Source organism: Methanobacterium paludis, assembly GCF_000214725.1.
Taxonomy (GTDB): domain Archaea; phylum Methanobacteriota; class Methanobacteria; order Methanobacteriales; family Methanobacteriaceae; genus Methanobacterium_C; species Methanobacterium_C paludis.
In genome coordinates this window covers 1,377,385-1,399,233 of the sequence record NC_015574.1, presented here as the reverse complement: position 1 = coordinate 1,399,233, position 21,849 = coordinate 1,377,385, and the positions used below count along the sequence as shown (strand labels likewise).

Genomic DNA, 21,849 nt, shown 5'->3' with positions numbered 1-21,849 from the left:
AGAAGAGTACAATTGAATTTAAAATAATTTTTAAAGAAGAATACAGGATTAAATCCAGAAATTGATCAACAACATTCGATCATTCAAGATATATGTAAAAAATATGGAACAATAATCCATAATATGTATATAAAGATGTTTTATGGTTGTTTTATATGTATAAAGAGGGGTTTAAATTAAAGGATATGGTAAAACTATAAGTTAATCACCAAATATCAGGGGAACCTCAAACATTGGTAATTTAACTGTTTGTGTAAAGACCATTTTGTTCAATATCCTCTGGTAATTTAGGAGAGAATGATTTTAGATTTTGGATTAACTCATTTTCATACTGTGGGGAAGTTGCATAGAATGAAACTGTACTGCCTCCCAAAATTACATTATGAGGAGTTGTCCATTCCCCAACTTTGATCCAACTTGAAGGTACATCTCCAGTCCACCATTCATCATAAATTATGGCTATTTTAACATCATGCTGGTTGGCTAGTTTATACACTTCGCTTGCATCAAAAGTATCGTTTTCATGTGCCTGTGCTATATCATTACTACTTAAACCCACTAAATCCAAACATTTAATATTTGTATCATAGTTAATGAGCCCAATATCATTTGCTGCAACTGACTCATTTGGATAGTATTCTTTTAAAAATAAAGCCATTTGGTACTGCTGCTCATAAATGTTATTTGTGGCTTGTGGTGTGATTGCTAGATCATACATTTTAATTGCAAATGGCGATAATAAAAGGATTAGAAGTAGGATAATTCCTAAATATTTGGTCATAGATTTCTTGTTAAATTTGAAATATAATTTTTCTGGTATGTAATCGGATACTCCTAATGTTATTGCTATTAATCCTAAAACCACTAAATAAGCTGTGTATCTCAACATCCAGTCATTGTTAACAAATATAAGTTGTATAAACATCAATGTTCCTGTGATTACCAACCAAAGAGTTGGGACTTCCCATATGGTTTTGCTTTTCTTAAAACGGAATGTGGCGAGTGTTAAGAAAAGAATAGCAGAGATAATTGCCATTGAATAAGTTATAAGACTGGTGATTGTTTTGGGGATATAATTAGAGTAAGATTTAGTTAAATCAGGAGCAGTATTAGATATGGTATTAATGGAACTTTTGATTATTGAACTTTTGATTATTAAGGAATTTGGTAGAAAAGACCATCCATTTAAAACTGAAATTAGCCCATATATTGCTAAAGGAAGAACTGCAAATCCTACAATTAGAAAAGCATATTTGAATCTTCTTTTTAAAATAAATAAAAATGCTACAATAACAATTAGGAATAAACTTTCATAGCGAACCAATGCTAAAGGAACCGTTAATAGTAATAATAAGTAATCATTTAAAGGTTTCGAGTTTGAATTTGTTAAAATTTGAACTGAAAGATAAAGGTAGGAAGTTACCAAAATTATTTGTAGAATGTGTTCCATTCCAATAAAGATCAGGTAGGGGATCGGTGCAAAAAATATAATGCCAAGTAAAACTATTAAAGTATAAATAGGGCGAATTTTTAGGGATTTAAGGATATAGTAAACTATACAGATCGTGAGTGAGCCTAGAATAATGTTTACTATGAAAGGAATTAAATTATTTACACCTGTTAAATAGTAAATAACAGATATTATAAGAGTCCATAGAAGAGAAGATGAAGAAGAAGTGAATCCATATTCAGTTACACCCCAAACACCATGAATTGCAAAATTTTTCGCAATTGACATGTGTATATACGCATCATCAAGACCGTAAACAAAATGGCCGTGATTCATTTTAAGAGAAATAACAGATAACAATATAATGGTAATCCAGAATATGGATAAAGCTATAAATAGTGGCCAGTTTTTATTAAGTTTTGTGCTTAATTTATGTATAAACTCTCTATAAAGCTCCATAGGCGATTATATAAGAAATTAACTATATTTAAACTTAGTGTATCTGAAGTAATTTATAATTTGAATTTTTATAATTAATTTTAAGTTTTAAATGGAATTTTAAGGAGTTTTTGTAAAAGAGTTCCCATATGGGCTACATATAATTAATTCATTTTTATCAATTACGTAGAATACTTATTTTATGACTGACGCAAAGTATTTATAACGTAATATGAACTATGTTTACCTTACCTTAAATTCATTAAAAATCCACAGTATTGATTAATTTGTGATAAAATGGAAATTACCAAAAAGTTCAAAAGTTTGATTTTTATTATACCTGCTGTAATAGCATTTTTTTTGGTCTTGATTCCAACTTTGAAATATCAATGGCCTTTAAGCTGGGATGCAATTTACCAAGTACAATATGCTCAAGTTTATGCACAATATGGATTTGTTTTAACAAATCCATTATTAAACGCACCTTTGGGTCAAAAAATAAGTTATCCTCCGCTTTTTGACTTTTTAATAGCTTCAATAGGTATGGTAACAAAAGCTGATCTATTCCAGGTTGCCAGGTTTATTCAACCATTTTTAGTTATGTTCATTGTACTGGCAGTTTCTTATGTAAGTCGCAAATTTTATGGAACCATTGCAGGAATATCCACGGGCTTTTTGATTTTATCCAGTTTGCTTCTAGGAAATCGTCTCATTTTTCCCCTGCCAGAAAATTTGGCGTTAATATTTTTTCCTTTAGCAGTTTATTTCTATTATCATTCCTTAAAAGAAAAATCACTCAAGTATTCAGTCCTGGCAGGATCTTTGTTGATAATCATCCTTTTAATCCATCAAAGTGCTCCTTTAATCTTATTTTTAGTAATATCTGCAATTACAGTGGTTGAATTGATTTTTTACAGAAATATTCATAGTTTTAAAAATTATGGTGTATTTCTTGTCATTCCCTTAATCCTACTTATCCTAACTTTACTGATATTTCTATTAGGACTAATTCCAGGGTTAACAAATATTTTCTCCAACATTTTAAACCACGGAGTTCAAGAAGCATTTTCCACTTCGTCTGTTGCTTCTAGTCAACCTTTAAAAATATCAAGCTATGGAAATCTTGGTGTTTTAACTTTGATATTTGGTTTAATTGGGGCCGTTGCTGCAATTAAAAGAAGACAAAAAAGAGATATAGTTATCCTTACATGGATTTTTACAATTATTCTATTGATCAATGCATACATATTTGGTATAAACGGTATAAACAGCATATCCTATCGTTTACTGGTCTATCTTCTAATCCCTGTTTCCATTCTGGGAGGTTTTGGTATAAGCAGTGTTTACCATAAACTCAAGGATTACAAAAGATTCTCTTCCAAAAACTTCAGAACTGCATTTTTAATATCAATTTTTGTATTGGCCACATTTGATGGAGTTTTGACTGTAGAAAATCCATTAATAAGTTCTTTTGAAATTACAAATCAATATGGCTCATTTCAGATTGCACCACCCTCTTCTTCAGAGGAGGATCTTGTAAATTGGTTCAATGAAAACGGTGACAAAAATAAAAGTATACTGTCCAATGATCTTTTTCCACTCACCTATGTAACTTCCCAGACTGGAATGTCTCTTGCTAGTGATACAAAATTTAAATATTTCAATAAAAACCTTTCTGAATCTTTCTTTGAAAAAAATAAAATTGGTTATGTTGTTTTGGATAAAAGACTATCCTTTAATTCAGATAACGGAACACTTTATAAAGTAGAATATGATGGCAAATTTTATAAGCTGTTTTATTACAGTGAAGATATTTCATCTAATATCAATAACATACTTCCTAGTTATATGACGGTTGTATATGAAAATAATTACTTTATAATTTGTAAAGTCCAATAATCTTTAGAGTTGTAGGTTTTACTACAATGAAAATTATTTTATATATGTTATAAATCTGTAAGGTGGAAACTTTTATAGAAATTTTCAATCTGATAATTGTTTTAAGGTATTAAAATGATTCTAAATTTTTATTCAATACTCTTATTTGGGATCATTTTTTATAATATCAAAATAGATATTCAAAATAGTTAATTAAACTAAATTAAACAAAAAGACAATTTTTATCAATTTAATTTTTCAATTGAAGTAGGAGATTGAAATGCCAGTTATAAACTTTACCTATAAGGATCTTAACGAAATTTTAGGAAGAGAAATTCCAAAAGAAGAGCTTATAAATATGCTTCCAATGATTGGAAGTGACATAGAAGATTACGGTGATGAAGAATTGAAGGTTGAGTTTTTCCCTAACAGACCAGACCACTACAGTGTGGAGGGAATAGCAAGAACTCTTAAAGGATTCCTTGATATAGATGGAGGAATGCCTGAATACAGTACTTCACCTTCAGGCATGAGCATGACTGTGGACCCTGAACTTGAAAATATAAGACCTTACACGGTCTGTTGTGTAGTTGAAGATATTGAAATAACTGAAGAAAAGCTCAGGCAGCTTATGGACTTCCAGGAGGACCTTCACTGGGTTCTTGGAAGGGACAGGAAGAAGGTTGCAATTGGAATTCATAACCTGGATGTTTTAAAACCTCCTTTCTTCTACAAAGCTGCAGACCCTGATAAAGAATCATTTGTGGCCCTTGAAATGACTGAGAAGATGACACTGCGTGAGATACTCAATAGCCACAAAAAAGGAGTTAAATACGCAAGATTACTTCAGAAATTCGATAAATATCCCCTCATAGTTGATTCTGAGGGTAATGTACTTTCAATGCCACCTATAATAAATGGTGACCTTACAAAACTTTCACAAGACACTAAAAACGTTTTGATTGATGTAACTGGAACTGATGAAAGGGCTGTAAACAACGCACTCAACATCATTGCAACATCCTTTGCAGAAGTTGGGGGTAAAATAAAAACTGTGGATGTTATATATGAGGATCATAAGGTTCAAACACCGGATCTCACTCCAAAAGAAATCTACGTAAGTGTTAAAAATGCAGAAAGATTGATAGGTGAGGATCTTACAGCTTCTGACGTTGTAAAAATGCTTCGCCGTGTCAGACTTGATGCCAAAGCTGAAGATGAGGATAAAATCCATGTTCTTGTCCCTGCCTACAGAATAGACATCTTACATGAGGTTGATGTCATTGAAAATATTGCAATTGGCTACGGATTTCGAAAGATCGGGTCAGAACTTCCAGATATTGCAACCATAGCCAATGAAAATAAAGCAAATGCTTTTGAAAACAAAGTACGGGAAATCATGATAGGTATGGGCTTCAACGAATTTATGAGTCTGATGTTGACCAACGAGGAACATCACTACGAATATATGGGACTTCCAGAAGATGAAAGGGTGATGGTGGCCCAGCCAATATCCCAGGACAGAACCATGATAAGAAAAAGCCTATTAAATGGTTTAATGGAGTTTCTGGAGGATAATAAACATGAAGAACTTCCTCAAAAGATTTTTGAGATTGGGGATGTTGTATATCTGGATGGAAATGCTGAAACGTACACAAAAGTCGTTAAAAAGCTTGCAGGGGCTGTGGTGCATTCAAGTGCAAATTTCACAGAAATAAAATCTATTGCTGATGCTCTGGTTGTAAATCTGGGACTTAAAATGGAAATAGAACCTGTTGATCATCCTTCATTTATAAGTGGAAGATGTGCAAGTATCAGGGGAATCCATAACAAAGAACTGGACGAGAAAAATCTTTCCGAGATCTCTGCAAACGGTTCCATTACAGGATTTTTCGGAGAGGTCAATCCGAAGGTTATAACCAACTTTGAGCTTGAATATCCTGTTGTGGCATTTGAAGTTGAATTTAAAAGCAACTGAGTGTTTTTACATTTGATGGCTTTAATCCATCATTTATCTTATTTTATTTTTAATTTCATCTAATTCTCTATTTTATCCACTAATTATTATCTTATTATTTTCTCTGAAAGCCAAATACTCTTCAATACGAATCTATTTTTTAATATGAACCTATTTTTCAATACGGAACCTATTTTTCAATATGAATTATTCCTCAATAAATGTAAGAGTTACCTTCCTATTCCTCGGACCGTCCAATTCTACAAAGAAAACACTCTGCCATGTGCCAAGACCAAGAGATCTGCTTTCTATGGGGATCGTCTCGCTGCTGCCTATGATAAATGATCTTATATGGGAATCTGCGTTGTTGTCTATCTTGTTGTGCTTGTAACTTTTGCTTGTTGGGACAAGAGATTCTAAAGCATTCTTAAAGTCTTCAACAAGTCCGGATTCATTCTCATTTATAACAATTCCTGAGGTTGAATGCCTGCTGAAAATAGTTACAAGTCCAGTTTTTATTCCAGTTTTAGTGAGGGCAGCTTTCAGTTGGGGTGTTATATCTAGAATTTCAACTCTTTCATTGGTTTTTACATCCAAAATATCCTTTACCATATTCATAGGACCACTTATTTTTTTGATAAATTTTTGATAAATTTTTTAAAGAGTTCTATGTTTATAATATCTTTTATCGCTGTAATAAAATTGTGTAACTATGGAATAATGTAAAAGATGAATGTGCAAATGGATATGCTAAATGGATTAACTTTATTAAAAATTATTTAAGTTTGATTGTAGTTTGATTGTAGTTTGATTGTAGTTTGATTGTAGTTTGATTGTAGTTTGATTGTAGTTTGATTGTAGTTTGATTGTAGTTTGATTGTAGTTTGATTGTAGTTTGATTGTAGTTTGATTGTAGTTTGATTGTAGTTTGATTGTAGTTTGATTGTAGTTTGATTGTAGTTTGATTGTAGTTTGATTGTTGGTATTAACTAGGGAATAGCAAAAAAAGCATCAAAAAGGAGTTATTATCAATAGAATTATCAATACAGTTCATAGAAGTACCCTAACAAAAAATAGAACGGTTAAAATAACAAAATCATCTAAAAAATGAGATTTTATTGAAATATTCAATTTAATATAAATCTGATTCAATGTCTTCTTTATTCATGATCCTTTCGCAGTGGTAACATCTGAGGGTTACTGGTTTCTTTTCAATCACGTAAAATTTTGTTTTTACGGGTTCGTTTGTGTTGGTTATACAGTTTGGGTTGGGGCATTCTAGAATATTGTTTATTTCATCTAATAGATTTACCTTACCCTTTTCAACAATTTCATAGTCCCTAACTATGTTTATGGTGGCGTTGGGTGCTATCAAAGCTATTTTATCAACTTCTCTCTGCTTTAGTTCGCGTCCCTCTATTTTAACTATGTCCTTGCTTCCCATCTGTGAAGAGTGAACATTCATGGCAATGGTTACTGCAGATTTTTTGCTCGGTAATTTGAGTATTTTAAGAACGTTTAAAGCTTTATTAGCTGTTATATGATCAATAACTGTCCCATTTTTTATCGGTTTGACCTTGAGTTCTTTTGGAGTTTTCATGTATATCCTTAAATCTCCCTTTTATTTTAAGAAGCTTATCTAAGAAGTTTATCCAATGAATATATCCATTATTTATACTTTATAAAATTTTACATTTCAAAAGATGTATAATATTTATTTTGTTAACCTGAAATAATGTGAATTCACATCTTATTTTAAAATTTGATAGATTTAGACTAAAAATTTGATTTAGAAAAAATTTAAAAATAGATCAAAATTTAAAATTTAAATTAAAATTAAATAGAAAAAAAATATTGAAAAAGAGGAAAAAGAAGGTTTTTTAGGAAATTCTTCCCTAAATTTTAGTTTTTTAGTTTTTCCTACCTTTTTTACCTTTCTTATCCTTACCTTTTTTACCGGGCTTTGCTGCTTTTTTCCTTGCATATGTTGGTTCAGGTTGGTCTTTTAGCAGTAACTGTTCTATGAATTTAGCGAACACAGGTCTTGTTATAAAGACTCCTATTACCACACCAACTATGGTGGTAAATGCGAAACCAGATAGAACTCCTATTCCGGTGGTTCCTCTTGCGAAGCCTATGTATGCTAATGGAAGCATTGCTGCAACTAATGTACCTGCTGAAGCGAATACAATGAAGAATGCATGTTGAATCTTCACTTTTATACCTGTAGCTTTTCTTCTGGATTTTTCACTTAAACTGCCCTTTAAAACTTCATCTGTTATAATTATCTGATCGTCCACACCGGTACCTATGGCCGCCAGTATACCCGCTATTGCAGGAAGGTCTATGTTCCACTTGATTATTGAAGCCACTCCCAAGATCAGGAGAACCTCTGCGAGGCTTGTGAATATGATTGGCAGCACGAGTTTAGGGGTTCTGTACCTTATGAAGATTATTGTAGATATTACAATTATCGCAATAAGACCAGCTATTATAGCCCCATCTTTAAACTGGCTTCCCAATTCAGCAGATATGCTACTTATACCTACAATACTCACTTTAACAGGTAAAGCACCTGATTGTAAAACTGTTTGAATCTGTTTGGCCTGTACCTCTGCATCCGCCTTTGTTGAGGCAGTTCCTGAAACTTGAACCTCAGTTGTAGCCACTCCATTTGCAAGTTCATCACTTAACTCCGGACTTGACACCAACTTGTCATCAAGGTACATTTCAACAGTTGCTCCTCCTTTACCCTTTGCAACCTGTGCAAACTTGTTTGCACCGTCAACAGATATTTTGAATGGAACACTCCATGTTGTGCCTGTAACTGAGGAAGTTTCGACCGTGGTTATATCTGAACCCTGGAGGGCTGTTTGATTGTCTATTTTTGCTTCAAATTTACCGGGCGTTCCAACAATATTGGCAACATCCTGGGGTTGCACACCTGCTATTTCTGCAATAACATCCTGATCACCGCTTTGTCTCACTTTAACATCTTTAACACCGTATAAGTTTAGACGTTTATCAAGTACCGCTGTAACGGTGTTCATGGTGCTTTGATCAACCGGCTGATCAAGGTGTATCTGGATGAGGGATCCTCCTTTTAGGTCCAAACCTTGTTGTATTCCGAATGTTGAGATCGCACCTATGCTTACAACTATGAGCACTGCAAGCAGTATCACACGATAATCTTTGAGGAAATTTATCCATCCTTCCTTCATTTGCGACCCTCCAAATGCCATCTTAGTAATCCAAGGTTCATAAGCCACGTCGCCATTAGATCCGCAACAAGACCAATTATCAAGACAGAAGCTATCTGACTCAAGGTCTGTGCAGAGGGTATTAGGAATACTACCACAAGGTAAAGGGTAACCATTGAACCAATGGCGGCTCCTGTCATTGTGAAACCTGTTTTCATAGCATCAATTGCCCTTTCATTTATGGTTCCTTCCTTCCTTTTAAGGAGTCGCGTTGTAAGAAGGATATCCGTATCCACACTGTAACCTATGAGCATCAGTATTGCACCAACGGATGCAACTGAAAGAGGTATTCCAAAAAGGGACATTCCACCGACTGCCACAATTATATCCACAAAAGCAGAAAGTATAACTGCAATAGACGGAACAAAATCCCTGAATATTATGAAAACAGTTATGGACATGAAAATAAATGCAAATGCAATTGCCCAGTAAACCTGGGTCAGTGCTTGTTTACTTAGCAAGGCCCCTACTGATCTAAAACTATTTATTGTTGCTATCCCGTTAATGGAGTCTGCAAATTTCACAACATCTGCAGCGCCCCCTACCTCGACTGTGGCCTGGTTACCACTTTCAGAGACCGTCACATCACTTATTCCTATCCCATTTTGAATTGTAGTTTTTAAGTCACCTTGACTTATGGATTTTTCAAGCTGTAATGAAACTATAGACCCTCCTTTAAGATCTATACCCTCATTCAAACCGTTTGTTGCTATCAATGCCAAGGCCAGTATTGTGATTATTACTGGAATTAATATTAAGGGTTTGTAAGACTCTAAAATCTTCTCTTTCGTTACCATTGAATCACCAGATTATTCCACGTATTAGTTTCATATTATATCTCGTATTCATATTAATCATGTTCTTTTATAATATTCTTAAATGAACTTCACATATTCATTTATCCATATATCATTCACATATCATTTATATTCCATATATCTCTAGGTCCATTTCTTCAATTACTGTATCTACTTCTTCTTTTATCTCTTCAAGTTCCCGATTACCGCTTTTGATTATAAATGAGTTTACCATCCTTCCACCTCTGGCCTCTACCTTTTCCTTCATCCTCTCGATAACGTTCCTTCCACCTCTACCACCCATTGTGGTGAAAAGGATCACATCTTTACCCTTTAGGTCACATTTGTCGATTAATGTGATGATAGCTGGGGCGGGTTTACTGGCCCATGTTGGAGTGCCGATGTAGACCAGGCCATATTCAGTAAGGTCGACAGAAGATGGTTTAATATCGGTTTTATTTTCTCGCAAAGCGTCCATGGAAGCAGCCATATAATTCAAAGCTCCCATTCTATTTTTTAGATCTATAATCTCAACAGTATCAGCTTGAACTTTTTCTGCAAGGATTTTTGCAACTACAGCAGTTTTCCGGGTTCTTGAATAGTACAAGATTACGGTCTTCATGGAGGCACCTCATCTCTATATTATTTATATGAATTATATTCCCTTATGGAATTATTAGAGTTATAATGTGTGAATTTACAAGTTTTAAATTAATTTATTGATAATTAAAGATATTTACTAATAATCCCAGAGTAAATGGTAATTCATAAATGTTAATTTAAATATTTATATACTTTATATATTTACAAATTTGGTTGATATAACTTAATATGACTTTATTTAGTATAATTACTTTATTTTTTATATCGTTAATAATATTAGTATACATATTAAAGAGTTTTTTGATAAAAGTTTTTTATGATTTAACTTATATCATAAATCCATTTTATCGAGAAGATATTATCATTTGATCATCATTTAATGGGCTATTTTGAATTATTTACGTTCTTTAACATTTATGTAATTGTATTTTGGTTTTTCCGATATGATAATGCTGATAAATGGTATTAATTTAGCAGATAAGGTTAATTTATCAGATAAAAAAAAATTAGCAAATTGTTCAAGATCCAATTTTTTAATCTTTATAATTATTTCTTTATAATAATCCAGACCTATTATAAAGAAATTAGGGGTGCAGTCCCACCGTTTCAATGGATTCTGTTTCTGGGAATCTGAACATTAAATTCATATTTTGAATGGCCTGACCTGAAGCACCTTTAACCAGATTATCAATGGCAGATACTAAAACAATCCTTCCATTTTCATCTATATCAAAGCAACCAATGTGGCAGTAGTTTGATCCCCTGACAGAACTTAATCTTGGTATTTCGCTTGTATCAAGGACTCTCACAAATGGTTCACCCTCATAGAATTTATCATAAATCTCTTTCACATAATCAGAACTTACATCTTCTTTGAGGAAGCTGTGGGCAGTTGTTAAGATACCTCTTGTAACTGGTACAAGGTGAGGAGTGAAAGATACTTTTACATCCCCAAATTTTCTGAGCTTCTCCTGGATCTCAGGCATGTGCCTGTGGCTTGTAACAGCGTAAGGGGCAACATTATCACTGCAGTTTGGATAATGACTAGCTTCAGTTGGTTTCACACCTGCTCCACTTACACCACTTTTTGAATCCACTATAATTGTATCAACAAGTTTTTCAGCTACAATAGGCAGACAGGCCAGTATTGCTCCTGTTGGGAAACATCCTGGGTTTGCAATTAGATCTGCTTTTTTTATCTCAGCCCTGTTGATCTCAGGAAGTCCGTAGACTGCATCTAAAGGGTTTGTGTGTTTGAAACCGTACCACTTTTCATAGACATCAGTGTCTTCGAAACGGTAGTCTCCGCTGAGGTCCACCACCTTTACTCCTTCTTCAATGAGTTCTGGCACGATCTTCATGGAAGCCCCATGAGGTGTTGCGGTAAAAACAAGGTCCGCATCAATTTCACTGGGCTTCAGGTTTTCAAATTTAAGATCAATATCCCTTAAATGTGGATGAACTTTGTGAATTGGAATGCCATCGAACTTTCTTGATGTTGCAGCAACAACTTCTGCATTAGAATGATTTTTTAAGAATCTCAGGAGTTCTCCTCCTGTGTAGCCACTTGCTCCTACTATACCTACTTTGATCATATTTTCACCTTAACTTTTCTTTGATTTTGTTTCTATTAAAAATTAATGTTTTAAATAAAGTTAGGAGAAAATTAGGAAGTATGTTACTCCTAAAATTTTGTTTAAACTCAATGAGAATAAATGGTTTTTAAACCTTTTTTAATCAAAAAATTCAATTTAATTCTATTAAAATTTATTTCAAGTTCAAAATTAACTTTATAAGTTAATTAAAAGTTTTTTTAATTTTAAATAGGAATTTAAAATTATTTTAAATGATATTTGTGAGATTTAATGGAACATATTCTTGAAATTTAGATTCAATACTCAGTTAATAAGTTATTAATTGAAAAAATACATTTATATCTTTCTTTTTTCCCGTTTTAGGTAGAAATTCATTGGTATTAGATTTTAAAATGGTATTGGAGAATGAAAAAGCGTTTGATATCTCTTTTTTCATTAAAAATGGTTTTAGATAAGGAGATATGTTAAAAGTAGGAATGGAGCGGGCTTATCCGTATTAACTCATTTCAATACCCTCATAGAGCTTCTTAAATCAAAAAAACAGGTTAATAATGCCTCTTTTTTGGATTTTAAAACCAAAAATTTTATATAGTAAATAAATTAACGATCTTACGTCTACAACGTTTAAGATTGATAATCTTTAGCGTTTTATTGGACACGGAGGCGGTATAATTAAGTGGAAATTATTCATGACGAGGCGGTATAATTAGATGGAAATTATTCATGGCAATGTTCCTCTTATGTGGAGTAGCATTGTACAATCTAAGTGATGCATCGGCCTTAAGTTTAAATTCAACCAATTCTAGTGTAGTAAACAATTCTAGTGTAATAAATACTACAAATACTTCTAGTCCAAATACTTCTAGTCAATTGAAAACCAGTCAATTGAAAACCAATCTTATTAGTTCTAGTGTTCAGAGTACTGACAGTGTTGCACCTACTGTGAAAACAGTGGATCCTACAAACAATGCTGTGAACGTTGCAGTGGATAAGGTGATTAATGTTACATTCACAGAGCCAATCCAAGCGGGTACTGGTTGGATAGAACTTGTAACTAGTAGCGGCACGGTTGTGCCTATCACATGGTCTATCAATGGTACTGTGTTGACTGTAACGCCTAGCAGTGTTTTAAGTAAAGGAGTTAAGTATCTTCTGCTTATTCACACAGGTAGTGTGACTGATTTGACCGGTAATAATGTGACTGGTTATGTGTCTCGATTCACCAGCAGCACGGATAGTGTTGCACCTACTGTGAAAACAGTGGATCCTACAAACAATGCTGTGAACGTTGCAGCGGATAAGGTGATTAAGGTTACCTTCAGTGAATCGATCAAAGCTGGTACTGGTTGGATAGAGCTTGTAACTAGTGATGGTACAATTGTGCCTACTAATTGGTCTATCAGTGGTAATGTGTTGACTGTAACTCCCAACAGTACCTTAAGTAAAGGAGTTAAGTATCTTCTGCTTATTCACACGGGTAGTGTGAAGGATCTGGCCGGTAATAATGTAGCTGGTTATGTATCCAGATTCACTGCTGATGCTACTGCACCTACTGTGAAAGTTGTGGATCCTGCAAACAACGCAATGGAAGTCGTGCTGAGCAAGGTGATTAAGGTTACCTTCAATGAATCGATCAAAGCTGGTACTGGTTGGATAGAGCTTGTAACTAGTGATGGTACGGTTGTGCCTAGTAATTGGTCTATCAGTGGTAATGTGTTGACTGTAACTCCCAACAGTACCTTAAGTAAAGGAGTTAACTATCTTCTACTTGTTCACACGGGTAGTGTGACTGATTTGGCTGGTAATAATGTGGCTGGTTATGTATCCAGATTCACTGCTGATGCTACTGCACCTACTGTGAAAACAGTGGATCCTGCAAACAATGCTGTGAACGTTGCAGTGGATAAGGTGATTAAAGTTACCTTCAGTGAACCGATCCAAGCAAATAACGGTTGGATAGAACTTCAAAGCAGCAATGGTACAGTGATACCTATTACTTGGTCTATTAATGGCAATGTGTTGACCATAACACCTAACAGTACCTTAAGTAAAGGTATTAAATATACTTTACTTATTCATACAGGTAGTGTGACGGATTTAGCAGGCAACAATGTGGCTGGTTACGTATCCAGATTCACCACAGTCAGTCCCAGCCCTTATCTTCAAGCGACTAAGAATTGCCAGTCTACTAATGCTCAGATAATAGCTTTATCTAAATCTATTATTGCTAATGCAAGTGCAACTACTACGTATACTAAGGCAGTGGCAATATTTAACTGGGTGAGGGATAACATTGGTTATTCGTTCTATTCCAACACCAAGTATGGTGCAGTTGGAACGTTGAATGCTAAAACAGGAAACTGTGTTGACACAACCCATTTATTGATAGCACTTGAAAGGGCTGCAGGTATTCAGGCACGTTATGTGCATGGTTACTGTAAGTTTTCAACTGCTTGGTACGGCCATGTCTGGGCGCAGGTTTATGTCAATGGAAAATGGTATGCGGCAGATGCTGTAAGCTCTCGAAACACATTTGGAGTTATAAACAACTGGAACACGGCAACGGCAACGATATACGGTACATATGCGGAACTAACATTTTAATTTCCAATTTTTCTTTTTTTTGAACAGTTTTAAATAAATTAATTAATTCCATGAATATTTATCCAACTGTTGAATGTTATTAGCATGATTTTTTCAGGATACTTATGTAAAATTCAACATATCTAAAATTCAATGTTTATGATATTTGAATAATAAAAACTAATTTCTAGAAAATGAAGCTTTATTCCAGATTATAATCCTTCAACTATCTCGTATATCAAATTTACAGAATTAATGAAATATTTTAGCTTTAATTAGATTTATAATTTACAAAAATAGATTTTTAAACCTTTTAATCAAATTTAGTGTAATCATATTACAATTTTTTAAGTTTAAAATTAACTTTATAAGTTAATTAAAACTTTTTTTAGTTTTAAATAGAATTTTAAAACAGTTTTAAGTGATATTTACAAGATTTAATGGAACATACTATTAAAATTTACATTCAATACTCGTTTAATAAGTTTTTAATCAGAAAAATACATTTATATCTTTCTTTTTTCTTGATTTAGATAGAAATCCATTGATATTAAATTTTAAAATGGTATTGGAGAATGAAAAAGCGTTTGATATTTCTTTTTTCATTAAAAATGGTTTTAGATAAGGAGATATGATAAAAATAGGAATGGAGCGGGCTTATCCGTATTAACTCATTTCAATACCCTCATAGAGCTTCTTAAATCAAAAAAACAGGTTAATACTGCCTTTTTTTTGGATTTTTAAATCAAAAATTTTATATAGTAAAGGAATTAACGATCCTATGTCTATAACGTTTAAGAGTGATAATTTTTAGCGTTATTGGACACGGAGGCGGTATAATTAAGTGGAAATTATTCATGACAATGTTTCTCCTATGTGGAGTGGCATTGTACGGTCTAAGTGGTGCATCAGCCTCAATCTTAAATTCAACCAATTCTAGTGCAGAAAACACTACAAATATCACTAGCCAGTTGACGATCAACGCTACTAACTCTAGTATTAACCAGACTAGCGTTAATCAGAGTAGTAACTTGATAACAAGTACTACCAAAAACAGTATTGTTAATCAAACTCAATCTGAGAATACAACGCAAGCTGCTGCTGGTGATGTTTATAGCAACATCCATGCATTATGGATTAATACCAACGATTACAAAAATATAAACGTAACTGAATTGGAAGAGGCAAACATCACTGACGTATTTGTGAAATCGAATATTTATTCAACTCCCACATATCAAACCGTTTTATCTAGTGTGTTAGCTCAGCTTAACGGCACAGGAATAGGGGTTCATGCTTGGATCACTTGTTTTAAGGATGCCAGTGGAAACTGGATTGATCCTCAATCATCTACAGGACAGTCTCATGAGGCAGAGGTGATCGCTGCTATTGAAAACATCGTTAAAAACTACGATGTTGCAGGAATTCATCTTGACTACGTCAGGTATCCCGGAACAGCCTACAAAAACAATGCATCATTGAATGAGACTGCGAATATTCAAGCATCAACGAATGCTGTGACTTCTTTTGTTGAGAGGGTTTATAGTGCTGTGAAGGCTATAAAACAAGATGTGGCTGTTTCTGCGGCTGTTATGCCTGAAGGATCTGTGAATGCTAAGTATTATGGGCAGGATTACAGTGCGCTTGCGCAGTATCTTGATTTCATGGTTGCAATGGTCTATAAAGGGAACTACAATGCGACTAGTGCTTGGGTAGGTACAACCACTGCTTATATTGTAGCTCATGCAAATGGAACGCCTGTTGTGACGGGTCTTCAAACCTACAAAAACGACACTGATACTACGCCTTTATCAGCCAGTGAGCTTATAAATGACACACAAGTTGCCATTGGTAATGGTTCATCAGGTTATGCTTTGTTCAGATACGGGCTGATTGATGAGAACTTTTATAATGAGGTTGCCAAGCTAACGGTGACAGCAGTAGATCCTGTCAACAACGCTGTGAGCATTGCAGTGGATAAAGTAATCACAGTCACATTCAGCAAACCCATACAAGCAGGAAACAAGTGGATCGAACTTGTAAACAGTAAAGGCGCACTTATACCCATTACATGGTCTATCAATGGTAATATATTGACCATAACGCCTAGCAGCGTTTTGAGTCATGGTGTTAAGTACACTCTACTTATTCATACGGGTAGTGTGACGGATCTGGCTGGTAACAATATTGCTGGTTATGTGTCTCGTTTCACCACCAGCACGGATAGTACTGCACCTACAGTGAAAACTGTGGATCCTGCAAACAACGCAGTGAACGTTGCAGCTGATAAGGTGATTAATGTCACTTTCAGTGAAGCAATTAAAGCAGGTACTGGCTGGATAGAGCTTGTAACTAGTAACGGTACAATCGTACCAAGTACCTGGTCTACCAATGGTAAAGTTTTGACTGTAACGCCTAGCAGTGTTTTAAGTCATGGTGTTAAGTATCTTTTACTTATCCATACAGGTAGTGTGACTGATCTAGCTGGTAATAAGATTGCTGGTTATGTGTCTCGATTCACTGTTGAGACTGTTGCACCTACTGTGAAAGCTGTGGATCCTGCAAACAACGCAGTGAATGTTGCAGTGAGTAAGGTGATTAAGGTCACTTTCAGTGAATCAATCAAAGCTGGCACGGGCTGGATCGAGCTTCAAAACAGTAACGGTACGATTGTGCCTACTACTTGGTCTATCAATGGTAATATATTGACAGTGACGCCCAGCAGTGCTCTAAGTGAAGATACTAAATATCTTTTACTTATCCACACGGGTAGTGTGACAGATTTAGCAGGCAACAATGTAGCAGGTTACGTATCCAGATTTACCACAGACAGCAGTACAGTGACATTCACCAGGGCTCAGATACTTGATGCATCTGCAAGGGTGAAGGCTTATGTTGAAGCAAATTATGGTTTGCCTAACTACGTGACGATAAGTACTACGCAAGTTTCAATGGCTCAGTTTTTACAGATGATGAGTGTTTGTTTGTTGCAGATAAAAAATGGAACAACATCAAATATTGCGCTGCCAAATGTGAGTGCACCTGCAAATCCAACGGACACTGTTAAGTCTGGAAACATCAACAAAACAGAGTATCTTGACATGGCTCAAAGGATCGTTAATTTTTCTTTGAATGGAACGGCTCCTAACTATGTTTCAAGTTCTCTAGGGAATATTCAGTTCGAATCAGCGGTATACATTTACTCCAAAATACTGAACTTCTACTACACAAACAGTAGTACACTACCAAACTACGTAACAGTAAGCCCATGGACAACAATAACCAACAAAACAAGTACATCAACAATACCAGCAGAATTAAAGGAGTATCTACAGGCTACAGCTAATTGTCAGTCTACTAATGCTCAGATAATCGCGCTATCTAAATCTATTATTGCTAATGCCGGTGCAACTACTACGTATGCTAAGGCAGTGGCAATCTTCAATTGGGTGAGGGATAACATTGGTTATTCATTCTATTACAACACCAATTATGGTGCAGTTGGAACGTTGAATGCTAAAACAGGAAACTGTGTTGACACCTCTCATTTACTAATCGCACTTGAGAGGGCGGCAGGTATTCCAGCTCGTTATGAGCATGGTTACTGCAAGTTTTCAACTGCCTGGTACGGTCACGTCTGGGCACAGGTGTATGTTGATGGAAAATGGTATAGTGCAGATGCTATAAGCTCTCGAAACACATTTGGAGTTATAAACAACTGGAACACGGCAACGGCAACGATATACGGTACATATGCGGAACTACCATTTTAATTTTCCAATTTTTTTTATTTTTTTTTTGAACAGTTTTAAAGGATTTTATTTAATTTTATGAAAATTTATTTAAATTAAAATGAGCCATTTCAATACTCTTTTGCCATTTCAATACTATTTTAAAACTGCTTAAATTCAAAAATAGTTCTATTAATGTCTTTTTTGAGAATTAATGAAAGATTTGTATTTGGGGTAATGATCATTATTTTCCAAATCCGTCTGAATGAACATATTGGACACAAGATGGTATACTTAAAGGGAAATAGGTAGGTGCATGGTTTGTTGGGTATACTGCAATGCAATGCATTTTATTATCTCTGCGCAGACTTCAAATGTTAATCCAAATGGTTTTAAATAACTTTAAAATCGTCTTAAATACAGTAAACCTCCTATACTTTTTAAATTTTTTAAATTTTTTTTAAAATTTGTTAACTTTTAGGAGTTAATATCTTTTTAAACATTTCAAAAAAGCAAATTTAAATAGAAATTAGATGTTTTTTTAATTAAGATGTTTTTTTAAATGTTTTTCAAAAAAATCAACGTAAGAAAAATCATCGTTAAAAAATTCTTAGGATTTTTAAGAATATGAATTAAAACGGTGAACAGAGAATAAAAATTAAAAAAGCTGAAAATTAAAAAGTTAAAACAGAAAATTAAAATTGTTAATTAAAAAATAAAGAATAAAAAAGTTAAAATTAAAAATGCACAAAAACTAACTATTTGGTTATCATGGTTCCTATACCCTTTTTGGTGAATATCTCAAGGAGGACTGAGTGCTTGATCCTTCCATCAATTATATGGGCTGAAGAAACTCCGTTTTGAATTGCATTAACGCAGGTTGTAACTTTAGGGATCATCCCATCTTTAACAATACCGTTGTCAATTAACTCTTTAACTTCATCTACTTTTACCCTTTTTATAAGTGTTTCAGGGTCTTTTGGATCTTCAAGAATGCCAGGTACATCTGTTAAGATTATTAACTTTTCAGCATCCACAGAAGATGCTACATCACCCGCTACAGTATCAGCGTTCAAGTTCAAAGTGCTTCCTTTGTCATCAACACCGATTGGGGAAATTATAGGGATATAATCATTTGAAGTAAGCATATCAATTACTTCAGGGTTCACAGAATCTATTTCACCCACAAGTCCCAAGTCAACGGTTTTTTCTTCACCGGTTGTACCATCCAGTATCACTTGAGGAGCCTGTTTACGTGCTTTTAGAAGAATATTATCTTTTCCAGAGATCCCAATTCCTTTTCCACCGTGTAAACACACCTTTGAAACTATATCTGTATTTATCTTTCCAACAAGAACCATTTTAATGATTTCCATTGTTTCTGTGTCAGTTATCCTGAGGCCGCCTATGAATTTAGGTTGTTTCCCAAGTTTGGTCATTGATCTTGATATTTCAGGACCGCCGCCATGCACAACTATTGGTTTCATGCCCACATATTTCAAAAGAACGGTATCACGTGCTGTTGATTCCATGGCATTTTGATCTATCATGGCGTGTCCGCCATACTTTATGAGAATCTTTTTCTTATGAAATTTCTTTATGTAAGGAAGTGCTTCAACTAAAATATTAACTGTTTCCATTTCAAATTCCTCAAAAACCATTTCAAATTCCTCAAAAACCATTTCAAATTCCTCAAAAATATTTGAATATATTATTTACTCTTGAAAATATTTTTTGCAATTTAGTAAGTTGAATCTTGTAACTTTGTAAGTGCATTTTTTGTAAGTTGCTATGCATTCTGGCTGTTACCTAGTGGAATACTCAGAATTTATGTTACTTATGTGGAATACTCAGAATTTATTCTCACATAATCGTAGCTTAAGTCGCATCCATATGCTGTTGCAGAATTATTTCCCAGGTTTATATCGACAACTATTTTAATTTCAGGTTTTTCCATTATTTCTTCTGCAGTTACAAGCTCTTGGGAACCATCATAAGCTTTAACGTTCCCGTTGTCCACAATTTTAACATTTTTGTCTTCAGATTGAAGGGTCACTGTTATCCTGTTTTCATCCATATCCGCACTAGAATATCCCACAGCAGCAACTATACGTCCCCAGTTGGGATCTGCACCAAATAGCGCTGTTTTAACGAGTGGTGATGATACAACAGATTTTGCAGCAGACCGTGCATCGTCAATTGATGCGGCCCCATTAACTTCAACTTCCATGAACTTGGTTGCACCTTCCCCATCTTTTGCAATCATCTTTGCAAGGCTTGCACATAGATAATCAAGGGCTTCCTGGAAGTTTTCGTCTATATGACCAGATTTTCCGTTTGCCATCAATACAACCATGTCGTTGGTGCTTGTATCACCATCGATAACAACCATGTTGAAACTTTTATCAACGGCCGATTTTAAGGCTTCCTGAAGTTCGGAAGGTGATGCTTCAACGTCTGTTGTTATGAAACAGAGCATTGTGCCCATGTTAGGTGCTATCATCCCGGATCCTTTGGTTATACCACCAATTTTAACATTTTTACCATCTTTGAGTGTTGTCTCAACTGCAAATTCCTTTGGAAATGTGTCAGTGGTCATTAAAGCTTCTGCAGCGTTTTTTGAAGATTTTGGTGAATTTTGAAGATTTTGGATAGCTTCATCTATTAAGCTACTTATAATGGGCATTGGCATTTTTCTACCAATTATTCCGGTAGATGCAACTGCAACATCATCCACTTTAAGTTGAAGATGTTCTGCAACCTTTTTGACCATTTTCATCCCATCCTCCATGCCTTCAGGGCCTGTGAAACAGTTTGCATTTCCACTGTTTGCAACTATTGCGGATAGTTTTCCATTTGAAACAGCTTCTTTGGTGATGATTACAGGTGCTGCAACCACTTTGTTAGATGTAAATACTGCAGATGTGCTGCTTCCTTTACTAACTACCAAAGAAACACCATAATCACCTTCACATGTTCCTGAAGCTGTTACTCCATTTACAGCACATATTCCCCCTTCGATTATTTTCATGGGAATTTCTCCTTTTTGTTATTTAGATCTATGCTACTCCATTAATCTGCATTATTCCGTTAATTAGCTTTAGTTAAAGGTAAATTAATTTTCATTAATTTGTTAGAGTAATTCTTAATTATTGACTTATTTAATTTCAAAAACATTCAAAGTCCATAACTAGGTTACTAACTCTTAATCTAGCTACTTATTACTACTACTATTTTTTGAGGTGTTATTTGGAGTAGAACTAGAACCGGAATTAGAACTGGTAGAACCTGAAGTGTTTTTAGTGGTCTGTGTAGTTCCTGTCTGTGATACCGGAGATGTATACTGAGTATTATTTTGAGTTGTAGTGATGTTATCATTTGATGTTGAATACGGTATAGATGGGAACTCTCCCTGTGTAAGATTAAAATTGGTGAAAGTGCTGTTGGAGTTAATACCCACAATCAGTGCAGCACCTGTTCCAAATCCAAATGCAATCATGGAAATAATCATTGAAATTGCAATCTTTCCCTTAACTTTTGGTTTCATTCTGGCACCT

14 protein-coding genes are annotated in these 21,849 nt (G+C 34.4%); 4 read left to right on the top strand and 10 right to left on the bottom strand.

The window, feature by feature from the left end; translation table 11 throughout:
* Positions 1-241: 241 nt before the first annotated feature.
* Positions 242-1,909 carry a hypothetical protein gene (locus MSWAN_RS06470; protein WP_013825820.1) on the bottom strand — a complete coding sequence of 556 codons (1,668 nt, stop codon included), beginning with the start codon at positions 1,907-1,909 and terminating at the stop codon, positions 242-244.
* 276 nt (positions 1,910-2,185) lie between these two features.
* On the opposite strand from MSWAN_RS06470, the gene MSWAN_RS06465 reads away from it, so the two are divergent.
* On the top strand, positions 2,186-3,787 hold the full coding sequence (locus MSWAN_RS06465; protein ID WP_013825819.1) for a hypothetical protein: 1,602 nt from the start codon (positions 2,186-2,188) through the stop codon (positions 3,785-3,787).
* Positions 3,788-4,046: 259 nt separating this feature from the next.
* The gene (gene pheT / locus MSWAN_RS06460; protein WP_013825818.1) at positions 4,047-5,744 is read left to right on the top strand and encodes a phenylalanine--tRNA ligase subunit beta; all 1,698 of its coding nucleotides are present in this window, start codon (positions 4,047-4,049) and stop codon (positions 5,742-5,744) included.
* 186 nt (positions 5,745-5,930) lie between these two features.
* Here pheT and MSWAN_RS06455 read toward each other — a convergent pair whose 3' ends face one another.
* The 6 genes from MSWAN_RS06455 to argC form a co-directional block, all read right to left on the bottom strand.
* Entirely contained in the window at positions 5,931-6,335 is a 405-nt protein-coding gene (locus tag MSWAN_RS06455) for a secondary thiamine-phosphate synthase enzyme YjbQ (protein ID WP_013825817.1), read from the bottom strand.
* 520 nt (positions 6,336-6,855) lie between these two features.
* Positions 6,856-7,323, bottom strand: coding sequence for an aspartate carbamoyltransferase regulatory subunit (gene pyrI, locus MSWAN_RS06450; protein ID WP_013825816.1), 468 nt, complete (start codon positions 7,321-7,323; stop codon positions 6,856-6,858).
* Between the two features lie 310 nt (positions 7,324-7,633).
* On the bottom strand, positions 7,634-8,944 hold the full coding sequence (locus MSWAN_RS06445) for a preprotein translocase subunit SecD (RefSeq protein WP_013825815.1): 1,311 nt from the start codon (positions 8,942-8,944) through the stop codon (positions 7,634-7,636).
* Entirely contained in the window at positions 8,941-9,780 is an 840-nt protein-coding gene (locus tag MSWAN_RS06440) for a protein translocase subunit SecF (protein WP_013825814.1), read from the bottom strand. The genes MSWAN_RS06445 and MSWAN_RS06440 overlap by 4 nt, the downstream gene beginning before the upstream one ends.
* A 127-nt stretch (positions 9,781-9,907) precedes the next feature.
* Positions 9,908-10,402, bottom strand: coding sequence for a flavodoxin family protein (locus MSWAN_RS06435; RefSeq protein WP_013825813.1), 495 nt, complete (start codon positions 10,400-10,402; stop codon positions 9,908-9,910).
* Positions 10,403-10,967: 565 nt separating this feature from the next.
* Positions 10,968-11,978 (bottom strand): N-acetyl-gamma-glutamyl-phosphate reductase, encoded by a 1,011-nt coding sequence (gene argC / locus MSWAN_RS06430; protein WP_013825812.1) that lies wholly within the window; start codon positions 11,976-11,978, stop codon positions 10,968-10,970.
* A gap of 723 nt (positions 11,979-12,701) precedes the next feature.
* Between argC and MSWAN_RS12265 the strand changes: the two genes are divergently transcribed.
* Together MSWAN_RS12265 and MSWAN_RS13070 are read left to right on the top strand one after the other, a co-directional pair.
* The gene (locus tag MSWAN_RS12265; protein ID WP_013825811.1) at positions 12,702-14,582 is read left to right on the top strand and encodes an Ig-like domain-containing protein; all 1,881 of its coding nucleotides are present in this window, start codon (positions 12,702-12,704) and stop codon (positions 14,580-14,582) included.
* A gap of 836 nt (positions 14,583-15,418) precedes the next feature.
* Positions 15,419-18,334 carry an Ig-like domain-containing protein gene (locus tag MSWAN_RS13070; RefSeq protein WP_013825810.1) on the top strand — a complete coding sequence of 972 codons (2,916 nt, stop codon included), beginning with the start codon at positions 15,419-15,421 and terminating at the stop codon, positions 18,332-18,334.
* Between the two features lie 716 nt (positions 18,335-19,050).
* On the opposite strand, the gene argB is transcribed toward MSWAN_RS13070, so the two are convergent.
* The 3 genes from argB to MSWAN_RS12625 form a co-directional block, all read right to left on the bottom strand.
* Positions 19,051-19,932, bottom strand: coding sequence for an acetylglutamate kinase (gene argB / locus MSWAN_RS06415; protein ID WP_048188335.1), 882 nt, complete (start codon positions 19,930-19,932; stop codon positions 19,051-19,053).
* A 197-nt stretch (positions 19,933-20,129) separates the two neighbouring features.
* On the bottom strand, positions 20,130-21,323 hold the full coding sequence (gene argJ, locus MSWAN_RS06410) for a bifunctional ornithine acetyltransferase/N-acetylglutamate synthase (RefSeq protein ID WP_013825808.1): 1,194 nt from the start codon (positions 21,321-21,323) through the stop codon (positions 20,130-20,132).
* Between the two features lie 183 nt (positions 21,324-21,506).
* Positions 21,507-21,839 carry a hypothetical protein gene (locus MSWAN_RS12625; RefSeq protein WP_013825807.1) on the bottom strand — a complete coding sequence of 111 codons (333 nt, stop codon included), beginning with the start codon at positions 21,837-21,839 and terminating at the stop codon, positions 21,507-21,509.
* Between the last annotated feature and the right edge of the window lie 10 nt (positions 21,840-21,849).

Excerpts from the sequence above, each read along its gene's own strand:
- MSWAN_RS06470 (WP_013825820.1), bottom strand. The coding sequence starts at position 1,909 with ATGGAGCTTTATAGAGAGTTTATACATAAATTAAGCACAAAACTTAAT.
- MSWAN_RS06465 (WP_013825819.1), top strand. The coding sequence starts at position 2,186 with ATGGAAATTACCAAAAAGTTCAAAAGTTTGATTTTTATTATACCTGCT.
- pheT (WP_013825818.1), top strand. The coding sequence starts at position 4,047 with ATGCCAGTTATAAACTTTACCTATAAGGATCTTAACGAAATTTTAGGA.
- MSWAN_RS06455 (WP_013825817.1), bottom strand. The coding sequence starts at position 6,335 with ATGGTAAAGGATATTTTGGATGTAAAAACCAATGAAAGAGTTGAAATT.
- pyrI (WP_013825816.1), bottom strand. The coding sequence starts at position 7,323 with ATGAAAACTCCAAAAGAACTCAAGGTCAAACCGATAAAAAATGGGACA.
- MSWAN_RS06445 (WP_013825815.1), bottom strand. The coding sequence starts at position 8,944 with ATGAAGGAAGGATGGATAAATTTCCTCAAAGATTATCGTGTGATACTG.
- MSWAN_RS06440 (WP_013825814.1), bottom strand. The coding sequence starts at position 9,780 with ATGGTAACGAAAGAGAAGATTTTAGAGTCTTACAAACCCTTAATATTA.
- MSWAN_RS06435 (WP_013825813.1), bottom strand. The coding sequence starts at position 10,402 with ATGAAGACCGTAATCTTGTACTATTCAAGAACCCGGAAAACTGCTGTA.
- argC (WP_013825812.1), bottom strand. The coding sequence starts at position 11,978 with ATGATCAAAGTAGGTATAGTAGGAGCAAGTGGCTACACAGGAGGAGAA.
- MSWAN_RS12265 (WP_013825811.1), top strand. The coding sequence starts at position 12,702 with ATGGCAATGTTCCTCTTATGTGGAGTAGCATTGTACAATCTAAGTGAT.
- MSWAN_RS13070 (WP_013825810.1), top strand. The coding sequence starts at position 15,419 with ATGACAATGTTTCTCCTATGTGGAGTGGCATTGTACGGTCTAAGTGGT.
- argB (WP_048188335.1), bottom strand. The coding sequence starts at position 19,932 with ATGGAAACAGTTAATATTTTAGTTGAAGCACTTCCTTACATAAAGAAA.
- argJ (WP_013825808.1), bottom strand. The coding sequence starts at position 21,323 with ATGAAAATAATCGAAGGGGGAATATGTGCTGTAAATGGAGTAACAGCT.
- MSWAN_RS12625 (WP_013825807.1), bottom strand. The coding sequence starts at position 21,839 with ATGAAACCAAAAGTTAAGGGAAAGATTGCAATTTCAATGATTATTTCC.